This is a genomic window from Paraburkholderia nemoris, from assembly GCF_905221015.1.
Lineage (GTDB): Bacteria > Pseudomonadota > Gammaproteobacteria > Burkholderiales > Burkholderiaceae > Paraburkholderia > Paraburkholderia nemoris.
Map to the genome: position 1 here is coordinate 247,134 of NZ_CAJNBO010000003.1, position 12,517 is coordinate 259,650.

The 12,517-nt window shown below is 61.8% G+C and carries 9 protein-coding genes and 2 tRNA genes; 5 read left to right on the forward strand and 6 right to left on the reverse strand.

What is annotated here, in order from left to right; translation table 11 throughout:
- The first annotated feature begins 8 nt into the window (after positions 1-8).
- The 3 genes from KHO33_RS05960 (at position 9) to pgi (ending at position 4,957) form a co-directional block, all read left to right on the forward strand.
- Positions 9-1,307 (forward strand): FAD-dependent oxidoreductase, encoded by a 1,299-nt coding sequence (locus KHO33_RS05960; protein ID WP_200564534.1) that lies wholly within the window; start codon positions 9-11, stop codon positions 1,305-1,307.
- Between the two features lie 84 nt (positions 1,308-1,391).
- Positions 1,392-3,005, forward strand: coding sequence for an NAD(P)H-hydrate dehydratase (locus KHO33_RS05965; protein WP_200564533.1), 1,614 nt, complete (start codon positions 1,392-1,394; stop codon positions 3,003-3,005).
- Positions 3,006-3,334: 329 nt separating this feature from the next.
- Positions 3,335-4,957, forward strand: coding sequence for a glucose-6-phosphate isomerase (gene pgi, locus KHO33_RS05970; protein WP_200564532.1), 1,623 nt, complete (start codon positions 3,335-3,337; stop codon positions 4,955-4,957).
- A 164-nt stretch (positions 4,958-5,121) separates the two neighbouring features.
- Here pgi and KHO33_RS05975 read toward each other — a convergent pair whose 3' ends face one another.
- Positions 5,122-5,808: an ABC transporter ATP-binding protein gene (locus tag KHO33_RS05975; protein ID WP_200564531.1), complete on the reverse strand. Its 687-nt coding sequence runs from the start codon at positions 5,806-5,808 to the stop codon at positions 5,122-5,124.
- Between KHO33_RS05975 and KHO33_RS05980 the strand changes: the two genes are divergently transcribed.
- Positions 5,807-6,502, forward strand: coding sequence for an arylesterase (locus KHO33_RS05980; protein WP_054039535.1), 696 nt, complete (start codon positions 5,807-5,809; stop codon positions 6,500-6,502). The two genes, KHO33_RS05975 and KHO33_RS05980, sit on opposite strands and share 2 nt — an antisense overlap.
- 116 nt (positions 6,503-6,618) lie before the next feature.
- Positions 6,619-6,960, forward strand: coding sequence for a hypothetical protein (locus KHO33_RS05985; RefSeq protein WP_054039533.1), 342 nt, complete (start codon positions 6,619-6,621; stop codon positions 6,958-6,960).
- A gap of 137 nt (positions 6,961-7,097) precedes the next feature.
- Here the strand turns inward: KHO33_RS05985 and KHO33_RS05990 are convergent, their stop codons facing one another.
- From KHO33_RS05990 to lon, 5 genes are all read right to left on the reverse strand, one after another.
- The gene (locus KHO33_RS05990; protein WP_054039530.1) at positions 7,098-9,035 is read right to left on the reverse strand and encodes a SurA N-terminal domain-containing protein; all 1,938 of its coding nucleotides are present in this window, start codon (positions 9,033-9,035) and stop codon (positions 7,098-7,100) included.
- Between the two features lie 87 nt (positions 9,036-9,122).
- Positions 9,123-9,199, reverse strand: a tRNA-Asp gene (locus tag KHO33_RS05995).
- Positions 9,200-9,246: 47 nt separating this feature from the next.
- A tRNA-Val gene (locus tag KHO33_RS06000) sits at positions 9,247-9,322 on the reverse strand.
- A gap of 144 nt (positions 9,323-9,466) precedes the next feature.
- Positions 9,467-9,829, reverse strand: a complete 363-nt coding sequence (locus tag KHO33_RS06005; RefSeq protein ID WP_266210673.1) for an HU family DNA-binding protein — start codon at positions 9,827-9,829, stop codon at positions 9,467-9,469.
- Between the two features lie 252 nt (positions 9,830-10,081).
- A complete protein-coding gene (lon, locus tag KHO33_RS06010) occupies positions 10,082-12,508 on the reverse strand; it encodes an endopeptidase La (RefSeq protein WP_054039529.1) in 2,427 nt (808 codons plus the stop codon).
- Positions 12,509-12,517: the final 9 nt, after the last annotated feature.

Genomic DNA, 12,517 nt, shown 5'->3' on the forward strand with positions numbered 1-12,517 from the left:
ATCAGATCATGGATGTCATCGTCATTGGCGGCGGGATTGTGGGCGTCGCCACCGCTTATCAACTGCGCGCGGCCGGTCACCGGGTATGCGTCGTCGAGCGTCACGCAACGGTCGCGCAAGGCGCGACCTATGGGCACGGCGGCACCGTGCTGCCAACGCCGCTCGACGTCTGGTTCGGCCCGACTTTCATGGCGAGCCGCCAGGCCGCCAAAAACGGCGTGATCAGCAAGACCGGCTTTAACGGGCCGGCGCGCCAGTTCGTCAAGCAACTGGCCGCTTTGCAGGAGCCGGAGGCGTTCAGCCGCCAGTACGCGCGGCTGCGTCCGTTGATCGAAGCATCGCGCGAGGCGATGGCCGACGTCGAAGCGCGCTTCGGGCTGGAATTCGAACAGGCGAGCGGCCTGCTCTATCTGGTGCGTTCCGAGCAGGAGTGGCAGCAGACCCAGACCGCGCTCGAGCTGCTGCGCCAATACGAAGTCCCGCACCATGTGCTCACGTCGGCCGAATGCGCCGCGTTCGAGCATTCCGTGCGGACCGAGCCGGAATTCGCCGGCGGCGTGCTGTTCGACCACGAACGCACGGCCAATTGCCCGCTTTTCGCGAAACTGATCAAGCAGACCCTCGATACGCAAGGCGGCGTGCAATTCATGCTGGGCTGCGAAGTCTCGGCAATCCGCCTCGACGGTCAGCGCCCGGCGGTAGAACTGGCGCCGCGGCCCGGCATGGCATCGCGTTCACGCGAAGTCGACGTGATCAACGCCGACGCGATCGTCGTTGCTGCCGGTTACGGCAGTCTGCCGCTGCTCGAACGCCTGGGACTGCGGCTACCGCTGCATCCGCTGCGTCTGCATAACCTGGTGGCGCCGATTGCGCACGAGGAATGCGCGCCGCACGTCGCGATTGTCGACGCGGTCAAACGGATTACCGTCAGCCGCATGAATCATCGCCTGCGGATTGCAGGTGGCGCGGTTTTGCAGAGCGCCGGGCAGATCGACAAACCGCTTGGCGAAACATTGACGAAGGAAGCGCTGGCGCTGCTGGGCCAGGCAACCCACGACTGGATTCCGGGCGCGGCCCGGATCTCCGCGGCTTTGCCGTGGGAAGGCGTCAAACTGCTGTCGCCGGACGGTTTGCCGGTCATCGGCAATGCGCTTCATCCGCGCCTGTTTGTGAACGCCGGCCACGGGCCGGCCGGTTGGGGCCTGGCGTGCGGGGCGGGCAAACTGATCGCCGACCTGATCTCGGACAAGACCCCTGACGTCCCCGCGGACACGCTGGCGGCACTGCGCGCGGACCGCTTTCAGTAATTGGCGCGGCGGGAGCGTATCGGCACTACCATAGTGGCTCCCAACGCTTCCTCACCTTGCCCAAGGTGAACTCCAAGCCTCGCCATGACAGTGCCCGAATCCTCGCTCCCGACGCTAATCAGCCCGCATAACCGGGCGTTGCCGCTGCTCTCGCTCACCGACCTGCGCATCCTTGAAACCCAGGCCGCGGCGGCACTGCCTCAGCACACCCTGATGTCTCGCGCCGGCAAAGCAGCCGCGAGCTACCTGCAAGAGCTGATCACCCGCGATACCTCGATCGAAAAATCGAAGCACAAGGTATGGGTCGTAGCCGGCCCGGGCAACAACGGCGGCGACGCATTGATCGTGGCCGCGGAGCTCCACCAGGCAGGTATCGCCGTGGACCTTTGCATGCCGCTTGAAGTCAAGCCGGACGACGCCCGCTGGGCGCTCGACACCGCCCGTGCGGCAGGCGTGGCCATCACATCGACACCGCCGGCTTCGCTGGAAAGCTACACATGGCTGGTGGACGGCATGTTCGGCATCGGGCTGACCCGTCCTCTGGAAGGCGTCTTTGCCACCATCGCCCGCCAGCTTTCACAACGCACGAAAGCAAAGTCCAGACGAGGCGGCGTCCTGGCGCTCGATACGCCGAGCGGCCTCGACAGCGACACCGGGACGGTCGTCGGCGAAAAACTGGACCAAGCCGCAGGCCAGAACGACGATGTCGCAGTTCACGCCACCCACACGATCACCTTCATCGGCGCCAAGCCCGGCCTCTTCACGGCGCAGGGCCGTGATCTTGCCGGTACGGTAACGGTGGCGCCGATCGGCGTTGACAGCACCTCCCGCACGGCCGTGCAACTCAACGCGCCGGCGCTGTTTGCCGACTTCCTGCCGCCGCGCGACTTTGCCACCAACAAGGGCACCTTCGGCAGCCTCGCCGTGGTTGGTGGTGACACCGGCATGTGCGGCGCGCCGATCCTCGCCTCGCGCGCGGCGCTCTACACCGGTGCGGGCAAAGTACACGTTGCCCTGCTCGGCGACGGCGCCCCGCCCTACGATCCGCCACATCCCGAACTGATGCTGCATGCAGTCGACGATCTGCCACTCGACAAAATGGACGCGCTCGCCGTCGGTTGCGGCATGGGTCAGCGCGACATCGCCACACGCGTCATGCACGACGTGCTGCAACTCGATGTACCCAAACTGTTCGACGCCGACGCGCTCAATCTGATTTCGACAGACCCGTCGCTCGCGGCCGAAGTCACCGCGCGCGGCGGACAAGGCGATCCTTGCGTGCTCACGCCGCATCCGTTGGAAGCCGCGCGCCTGCTCGGCACGGATGCGCGCGGCGTGCAACGCGACCGCCTCGCCGCAGCGCGGGCATTGGCTGCGCGCTTTGCCGCGGTAGTCGTGCTGAAAGGCACGGGCACGGTTATCGCCGCGCCGGACGGCCGCGTCGCGATCAATCCGACCGGCAACGCCGCACTTGCTACGGGCGGCACCGGCGACGTGCTCGGCGGCATCATCGGCGCACTGCTTGCCCAGCATCTGCCGCGTTACGAAGCCGCGCTGGCAGGCGTCTACCTGCACGGCCTCGCCGCCGACACGCTGAGCGCGCAAGGCCACGGCCCAGCCGGTTTGACGGCGGGAGAACTTGCCCCGATGGTGCGGACTTTGCTCAACCGCATGTTCTATCCGGCAACCGGTGTATGAATCAGCGGGTGAATGAAGCGCCCCATGCAGCGCATCAACCGCGGTGTCCTGAACGTGACGCCTCATCCCACAGTTTGCACGGGACGCCCAAACCGCTGCCACCCGTCACACAAGGCCGTTATACTGGTTGACTGCGCCGCCCGTCGGATTCATCGCGGGTTACGGCGAAATTTCGGTGGACCGTTCGATCTCCGGGCGGACTCGCAAAGTTTCCCCGCAACCCACTACGAACCCCACCGCGCGGCATCGCTCTAACAGCATCGTTGCATCATCCTCGGCAGCGCTTCACGCGCGTGCCATTCTTCGTGCCCCTTCGTTAGACGGACGCTATGACGCAGAACTCGCTCCCCTCCTGGTCCTCGCTGCAAACGCATTACGAGAAGATTCGCGATGCGCACATGCGCGACTGGTTCGCCCCCGAGAACGACCCCGCCCCTACCCGTGCTGAGCGCTTTGCGTTCGCGGGCGGCGGTCTCGCGGCCGATTTTTCGAAGAACCGCATCACCGACGAAACCCTGAAACTGCTGGTGCAACTCGCGCGCGAAGCCGGCGTCGAGAAACGCCGCGACGCGATGTTCGCGGGCGAAGTCGTCAACCCGACCGAAGGCCGCGCCGCGTTGCACACCGCGCTGCGCGCCACTGATCCGAAGGCACCGTTCCATGCGGAAATCCAGGCGGAGCGCGCCAAGATGGCCGCGTTCGCCGACAAGGTCCGCAGCGGCGAGTGGACCGGCTATACCGGCAAACGGATTCGCTACGTCGTGAACATCGGTATCGGCGGCTCGGACCTCGGGCCCAAGATGGTTGTGCACGCGCTGCATCACCTGGCCACGCCGGAGATCACCACGCACTTCGTCTCGAACGTGGACGGCGCGGATCTGTACAACGTGATGCAGCAGATCGATCCCGAAGAGACGCTCGCGATCATCGTCTCCAAGACGTTCACGACGCTCGAAACGATGACCAATGCGCGCTCGCTGCGCGACTGGTTCATCGAGAAAGGCTGCCCGGAGAGTGCGTTGGCGAAGCACTTCGTCGGCGTGTCGGCCAATCCTTCCGAGGTGGTCAGGTTCGGCATCGCGAAAGAGAATGTGTTCGAGATGTGGGACTGGGTCGGCGGGCGTTATTCGCTGTGGTCGGCAGTGGGTCTCTCGATCATGATCGCGATCGGCCCGAAACAGTTCGACGAACTGCTGGCCGGCGCCAACGAGATGGACCAGCATTTCCGCGACGCGCCGCTTGAGAAGAATCTGCCGGTGCTGCTCGGCATGATCGGCATCTGGTATCGCAACTTCTTCGGCTCGCAAAGCTATCTGGTCGCGCCGTATTCGGAAGCGCTGCATTTCCTGCCGTCGTATCTGCAACAGCTCGAAATGGAGAGCAACGGCAAGTCGGCGCGGCTGGATGGCGTGATGGTCGACTATCCGACCGCCGCCGTGACCTGGGGCGAACCAGGCACGAACGGTCAGCATGCGTTCTTCCAGATGCTGCATCAAGGCCCAACGATCGTGCCGATCGACTTCATCGCCGTGTTGACGCCGGAGCATCCGCTCGTCAGCCATCATCCGAAGCTGCTGGCGAACTGTTTCGCGCAAAGCGAAGCGCTGATGCTCGGCCGCACGCTCGAAGAAGCGAAGAAGGTGGCCGGCGCGGACAAGCCGGAACTGGCGCCGCATCTGGTGTTTCCGGGCAACCGTCCGACGAGCACATTGCTGGTCGATGCACTCACCGCGCGTTCGCTCGGCGCATTGATCGCGCTGTACGAGCACAAAGTGCTGGTGCAGGCATCGGTATGGGACATCAATCCGTTCGATCAATGGGGCGTCGAGTTGGGCAAGATCCTCGGCAAGGTGGTCGAGGCGGATCTGACGTCGGCAAGCGTCGATGAGAAGAAGCATGACTCGTCGACGTCGGCGTTGATCGCGCGGGCGCGTGCTGCCTTGAAGCGATGAGCGTGAGCGGCGCGCTTGCTCGTGCCGCATGCGCTGATTGCTCACGCACGCGTGGTTAGCGACGTTGCGTTGTCGAGTTGCGTGAGATGAAAAGCAAAGCGGGCCCTTGTGGCCCGCTTTGCTTTATACGACCGAGAACGAGTGACGCGTGGCTGGCACGCTTCTCAGGCCAGACGTCCCGCTTCGATGGTCACCGTCGTATCGCAGCGGCGCGCCAGCTCGATGTCGTGCGTGACGAGAATCAACGTGGCGCCGTTCGCGCGGTTCATCTCGAACATCAAATCGATCACCGCGTGACCAGTGGCTGCATCGAGACTGCCGGTCGGCTCGTCGGCGAACAGAATCGCCGGATGGGTGACAAAGGCTCGCGCGAGCGCGACCCGCTGCTGTTCGCCACCCGACAGCAGCTTCGGATAATGCGCTGTCCGTTTGGCGAGTCCCACCTGCTCCAGCAATCCGCGCGCACGCGCCGCGGCCTCACGCGTACCGATGCCGCCTTGCAGTTCGAGCGGAAGGGTGACGTTTTCGAGCGCCGTCAAATGCGGCATCAGTTGAAACGACTGGAACACGAAACCGACCGAGCCGCTGCGCAACGCGGCGCGCTCGTCTTCGTTCAGTTCGGTGAGCTCGCGCCCGAGCAGTCGAACCGAGCCCGAGCTCGCGCTGTCCAATCCTGCGAGCAAGCCGAGCAGCGTAGACTTGCCCGACCCGGATGCACCGACGATCGCCACACTGCTGCCGGCATCGATAGCAAGATCGATGTCCTCGAGAATCGTCAGTTCACCTGTTGCATCCTTAACCTTCTTGCACAAACCCCGCACTTCAATGACTGGATCAGTTTTGTTTAGCATGGTGAAGCGTAGGTTGAAAGTGCGCGCCGTAGCGACGGCGCTGACTACTGCGTTCGGCCCGGCCGTGCTGGCCGCAACCCTGTTTTCGTTGCCCTTCCCGGCCTATGCGGCCAACCCGCCCGAACAGGCCAAGCCGGTGATCGTCGTGCTCGGCGACAGCATCTCGGCCGAGTACGGCTTGCCCCGCGACACCGGCTGGGTTGCCTTGATGCGCCAGCGCCTCACCGATGAGCGAATCGATTATAGCGTCGCCAATGCGAGCATCAGCGGCGACACCACGAGCGGTGGCCGGGCCCGCTTGCCGGCGCTCCTGCAGCGGCTCAAGCCGAGTATCGTGATCGTCGAGCTCGGCGCCAACGATGCGTTGCGCGGCGTGCCGCTCGCCACCACCGAAGACAACCTGCGCACGATCATCGAACAGGCTCAACAAGGCCACGCGAAGGTCGTGCTGGTCGGCATGTACGTACCACCCAATTACGGCCCCGACTACACGCAAAAGTTCCACGGCCTGTATGGCGAACTCTCGAAGCAATTGCGCGTGCCGCTGGTGCCTTTCCTGCTGGCCGGCATCGCCGACAAACCGGAAATGTTTCAGGCGGATCAGATCCATCCCACGCAGCAGGCACAGCCAGTGCTACTCAACAACGTGTGGCCGGCTATCAAGCCACTCCTTCGCACAAGTTCGCCGCACTGAAAAGCTCGCTAACAACTTGTTTCCGGTAATTGGGGAGCGCGGATCGGCAAGATCGCTCCAACTTTCGTAATCCCGCGCAACCCGGCTCGATTCTGAGCGACTTCTGAGGAGATAACGTGAAATATTTACCGTTAATCGCTTTGACCGTGGCAATTTCTGCATGCGCCGCTCAACCGCCGGCAGGTGTCCAATCCGTGGGCCAAAGCCAGCAGCCGCCCAAGGCCGTCGCTGCGTGCATCGCGCACAAGTGGGCCGATAGCTCGCAACAACAAGTCGTGTCGCAAGACGTCATGGCTAACGATCAGGCAATGGATGTCTATGTGCCGGGTCAACAGCCGCCTAGCGGCGCAGCCGCCGTCGTACGCCCCTCGTACAGTGGCCCGGGATCGTGGGTCGGCTTCCGCCCCAATGGCGCTGCGGGCAGCGATGCCACCAGTTCGATCAGCGCTTGCCTGTAGGCGGCTGACGGCATAACAAGCCGCGCTCCCAGCGCAGACCGTTTGACGCGCTTGCACGCGCCAAATGAAAAAGCCCCGCAATTGCGGGGCTTTTTTGTGGCTGAGAGCTTTACCTGCTTGCGCGCTTGCGCCTGCGCTTATTCGCCGCTCGCCTGAGCATTGCCGCTGTCGAGCGAGCTGTAGAACTTCACCTTCGAACGGGCACGCAGCGATTCGACGTAAGCCTCGGCATCGGATTGCGCATCGACTTGGGCAATCTGCTGCTGCGCAGCAGCCAGACGCTGCGGATCGATCGGTGCGCTTGCAACCACCGCGTTCACGCGATAGATCGCATAACCGTCGTCGCCGAGGTCCACACCGACGTACGCAGGTAACTTTTGCGCGTCTGCCTTGTAGATTGCACTCAATGCAACCGGCGGCACGCCTTGCGCGTCGTTGCGCGAAACCTTCAGCGGCGACGAGAAGCCCGTCGTGGCCTTCGACTTGTCGAGCTCCGCCAGCTTCGCAATGCCTTCCTTGTGAGCGGCCTCGTTCGACTGAGCCGCGATCACTTTCTGACGCACTGCGTCCTTGACAGCGTCGAGCGCCGGCACGGCAGCAGCCTTGTAATCCGTCACGCGCGCTGCGATCAGTGCGTTACCGCCAACGTCGATCGCTTGCGTGTTGTTGCGCGCGGTGACTGCGTCGCTTGCGAACACGGCAGCCAGGAACTTCGCGTTGTTCAGCGGGCTGTCAGGCGGCAGCTTCGGATCCGGCTGCGGCGTGACCGTGGCCGTTTGCAGTTGCAGCTTGTACTTGTCGGCAGTGGGCTGCAGGCTCTTCGCCTTCTCGTAAACGATCGACGTGAAGCCTTCCGAGTCGTCGCTGAATGCCTTGCTCGCCAACTGCGTTTTCAGGTCTTTTGCGATCTGATCTTTCACTTCTTCGAACGGCTTGGTGACGGCCGGCTTCACGTCCGTGACCTTGACGATGTGATAGCCGAAGTCAGTCTGCACGATGCCGCTGACTTCGTCTTTCTTGAGACCGAACACGGCATCGTCGAAGGCCTGGCCACCAGCGATCATGCCGCGACCGAAGTAACCCAGATCACCACCCTTCGACGCCGAACCCGGATCCTGCGAATTCTGCTGCGCGATCTGCGCGAACTGGTCCGGATGTGCCTTGACCTGTGCGAGCACCTCATCGGCCTTCTGCTTTGCCTTGGCCTTGTCGGCCGCGCTTGCATCTTTCGGCGCGGCGATCAGGATGTGGCTCGCGCGCACCTGACCATCCGTGCGGTAATGCGCGATGTTGTCGTCGTAGTACTTTTTCAGATCAGCATCACTCGGCTGCACGGCGGCAGACAACGTTGCCGGCGACATCACAAGGTACTGGATCGTTGCCGTGGCGGGCGTGGCGAAGTCGTTGCGATGCGCGTCGTAATACGCCTGAAGTTGCGCGTCCGTAGGCTGCACCTTCGCTGCATAGTCGCGCGGATGGAACGCAATACCCTGCACTTCGCGCTGCTGTTCGGCGAGCTCAGTGAGATGCTGTGCGAGCGTCTTCGACGTGAAGGCGCTGCCTTGAATGCTTGCCGGCAACTGCTGCGTGGCAATGCTGTAACGCACGCGTTCGTCGTATTGATCGGGCGTCATGCCTTGCATCGCGAGCAACTGCTTGTAGCGATCGACGTCGATCGAGCCGTCAGGATTCTTCAGCGACGAGATCACCGGATCGTTCAGCAGCACACGGCGCACGGCGTCGTCTGATGCAGTCAGATGCAGGCGCTGTGTTTCGTCGGCCAGCACGCGCTGCTCGATCAGACCGTCGAGCATTTCGCTACGACGCGCAGGCGTATCGAACGACTTCATATCGAACTGCGCACCGAGCATTTGACGGGCGCGGTCGAGCTGCTGACGCATCGCGTTGTCATACTCTGCGCGAGTAATCTTGTGGCCGTTGACGCTGGCGACGTTTGCACTTTCGTCAAAGAAGCCGCGGAAGCCTTGAATACCCACAAAACCCAACCCCGGCACAATGACGAGGATGAGCATGAACATCATCAGGCGTTTGTGATTGCGGAAAAAATCGAGCATGCGTGAGGGAGTGCCAAAAACAGAACGCCCGATCTTACAACAGCGGGCAATAAAAAAGGCGAACCGGAGTTCGCCTTTCGTGGATACTGGCGGAGTGGACGGGACTCGAACCCGCGACCCCCGGCGTGACAGGCCGGTATTCTAACCGACTGAACTACCACTCCTTATACTGCACTTGTACTAAACAGAACCACTATGCCGAATCTGAAACTGGTGGGTGCTGAGAGGCTCGAACTCCCGACCTACGCCTTGTAAGGGCGCCGCTCTACCAACTGAGCTAAGCACCCGTTTCGCGATTCAGCGTGCTCCTGCTTTTGCTGCCTGATTGATCAACTTGCGTATCAACTAGTGCGACGTCAAGTCACATAGATCACGCAGAATTCGTTGCACTTCTTTCTAACGAATCTGCAATTCCTCAAGCAGCAAGCCCATCAGTTTAGCGCATCCTTCAGAGCTTTGCCAGGCCTAAATTTAGGGACCTTCGCTGCCTTGATCTTGATGGCGGCGCCGGTGCGCGGATTGCGCCCCGTACGCGCGGTGCGCTTGCCCACGGCAAAGGTACCGAAACCCACCAGCGTCACCGAACCGCCCTTCTTCAACGTACCCTTGACCCCACCGATCACCGCGTCGAGTGCACGACCTGCCGCCGCCTTCGAAATATCGGCTTGCTGTGCAATGTGATCGATCAATTCCGTTTTATTCATTCCAACCCCCGAGAATGTTTGTGGCAACCGTGACGGCGCTCTGTAGCGCCTGGCATCACGCGGCCGGCGGGTAACGCCGAGCCGACTCATTAGAATTGGCCGAAACCCTTGTGTCAAGCGGGGTTGAGCCTGATTTAAGCACTTCTGGGTAGTGCCCTCTGTCACCAAATCTTGCTACAGATCGATGCGCGCACAACCAGTCGCCGGCTCAGAACGTCCTTTACTCAAAAAGTGGGATTGAGTGCGTTCCAGGCGTGATTTCATGCATCTCGCAGGCAATAAAAAACCCGCGACCTAGGCCGCGGGTTTTTATACAGCAAACAGCTTTCGCTACTGACCAGCTTAGTGCTTCACGACTTCCGTTGCACCAGCGTCTTTGCCCGGTTCAGCCGCCGCGACAGGCGCAGCAGGCTTGGGCTCTTCGTCCGGCAACGCCTGCGGCACACGCTCGAGCGCCAGTTCGAGCACCCTGTCGATCCAGCGGACCGGCATGATTTCGATGGCGTTCTTCACGTTGTCCGGAATCTCCGTCAAGTCCTTGACGTTTTCTTCCGGAATCAGCACCAGCTTGATACCGCCGCGATGCGCCGCCAGCAGTTTTTCCTTCAGGCCGCCGATCGGCAGGACTTCACCACGCAACGTGATTTCGCCCGTCATCGCGACATCGGCACGAACCGGGATACCGGTCAACACCGACACCAGCGCGGTCGTCATCGCGATACCGGCCGACGGACCGTCCTTCGGCGTCGCGCCTTCCGGCACGTGAATGTGAATATCCTGCTTCTCGAACGCTTCGTCCTTGATACCCAGACGGCGCGAACGCGAGCGGACCACCGAGCGCGCAGCTTCGACGGATTCCTTCATCACGTCGCCAAGCGAACCCGTGCGGATCACATTGCCCTTACCCGGCATCACCGCGGCTTCGATGGTCAACAGATCGCCGCCCACTTCCGTCCACGCAAGACCCGTGACCTGACCAACCTGATTTTCCTTCGCGGCCAGACCGAAGTCGTACTTGCGCACGCCGAGGAACGTGTCGATATTGCTGCCGTCGACCGTTACCGCGCCTTCCGCCTTCTTCAGCAGAAGCATCTTCACGACCTTGCGGCAGATCTTCGAAATTTCACGCTCGAGCGAACGGACGCCCGCTTCACGCGTGTAGTAACGAATGATGTCGCGGATCGCGGTTTCCGTCACATCGACCTCGCCATCCTTGAGGCCGTTGTTCTTCTTCTGCTTGGGCAAAAGATAACGTTGCGCGATGCTGACCTTCTCGTCTTCCGTGTAACCCGACAGACGGATCACTTCCATCCGGTCGAGCAGCGGCGGCGGAATGTTCAGCGAGTTCGACGTTGCCACGAACATCACGTCCGACAGATCGAAGTCGACTTCGACGTAGTGATCGGCGAACGTATGGTTCTGTTCCGGATCGAGCACTTCCAGCAGAGCCGAGGACGGATCGCCGCGGAAATCCTGGCCCATCTTGTCGACTTCGTCGAGCAGGAAGAGCGGATTGCGCACGCCGACCTTGGTCAGGCTTTGCAGAATCTTGCCGGGCATCGAACCGATGTACGTACGACGGTGACCGCGAATCTCGGCTTCATCGCGCACGCCGCCGAGCGCCATACGCACGAACTTGCGGTTCGTAGCGCGAGCGATCGACTGACCCAGCGACGTCTTACCAACACCCGGAGGCCCAACGAGGCACAGGATCGGCGCTTTCACCTTGTCGACACGTTGCTGGACCGCGAGATACTCGAGAATGCGTTCCTTCACTTTCTCGAGACCGAAGTGGTCTTCGTCGAGCACGCGTTCCGCATTCGAGAGGTCGTTGTTGACCTTGCTCTTCTTGCGCCACGGCAAGCCGATCAGCGTATCGATATAGTTGCGCACGACGGTCGCTTCAGCCGACATCGGCGACATCAGCTTGAGCTTCTTCAGCTCGGCGTCGGCCTTCTTCTTGGCTTCCTTCGGCATGCGGGCAGCCGTGATGCGCTTCTCGAGTTCTTCGAGATCCGCACCTTCTTCGCCTTCGCCCAGTTCCTTCTGGATCGCCTTGACCTGTTCGTTCAGGTAGTACTCGCGCTGGCTCTTCTCCATCTGGCGCTTCACACGCCCACGGATGCGCTTTTCGACCTGCAGGATGTCGATCTCGGCTTCGAGTTGCGCGAGCAGATGCTCGAGGCGCTCGATGACCGGGAACATTTCGAGGATGTGCTGCTTCTGGTCGAGCTTGAGCGGCAGATGCGCCGCGATCGTGTCAGCCAGGCGGCCAGCCTCGTCGATGCCCGACAGCGATGTCAGGATCTCCGGCGGGATCTTCTTGTTCAGCTTCACATACTGGTCGAACTGCGACACGATCGCGCGGCGCAGCGCTTCAGTTTCAGCGCTGTCGGCGTGGTCGGGTTCGAGCGGCATGACTTCGCACGAGAACTGCGTTTCCTGTTCTTCGATGGAAAGCGTTTTCGCGCGCTGCAAGCCTTCGACGAGCACCTTAACGGTGCCATCGGGCAGCTTCAGCATTTGCAGGATGTTGGCGATACACCCTACTTCGTACATGTCCTTTTCGGTCGGCTCATCTTTCGCAGCCGTTTTCTGGGCGACGAGCATGATGTGCTTGCCGCCTTCCATCGCTGCTTCGAGAGCCTTGATCGACTTCGGGCGGCCTACGAAGAGCGGAATCACCATGTGCGGGAAGACGACTACGTCACGCAGCGGGAGCAGCGGGAGCGTAATGCGTTCCGGCGGAAGGAGTTGGGTTCCTGACATTTCATTTCC

Bases quoted from the DNA above. Each gene is read 5' to 3' on its own strand.
- KHO33_RS06005 (WP_266210673.1), bottom strand. From the start codon at position 9,829: ATGAGTCGGCTCGGCGTTACCCGCCGGCCGCGTGATGCCAGGCGCTAC.
- lon (WP_054039529.1), bottom strand. From the start codon at position 12,508: ATGTCAGGAACCCAACTCCTTCCGCCGGAACGCATTACGCTCCCGCTG.
- KHO33_RS05990 (WP_054039530.1), bottom strand. From the start codon at position 9,035: ATGCTCGATTTTTTCCGCAATCACAAACGCCTGATGATGTTCATGCTC.
- KHO33_RS05980 (WP_054039535.1), top strand. From the start codon at position 5,807: ATGGTGAAGCGTAGGTTGAAAGTGCGCGCCGTAGCGACGGCGCTGACT.
- KHO33_RS05975 (WP_200564531.1), bottom strand. From the start codon at position 5,808: ATGCTAAACAAAACTGATCCAGTCATTGAAGTGCGGGGTTTGTGCAAG.
- pgi (WP_200564532.1), top strand. From the start codon at position 3,335: ATGACGCAGAACTCGCTCCCCTCCTGGTCCTCGCTGCAAACGCATTAC.
- KHO33_RS05965 (WP_200564533.1), top strand. From the start codon at position 1,392: ATGACAGTGCCCGAATCCTCGCTCCCGACGCTAATCAGCCCGCATAAC.
- KHO33_RS05960 (WP_200564534.1), top strand. From the start codon at position 9: ATGGATGTCATCGTCATTGGCGGCGGGATTGTGGGCGTCGCCACCGCT.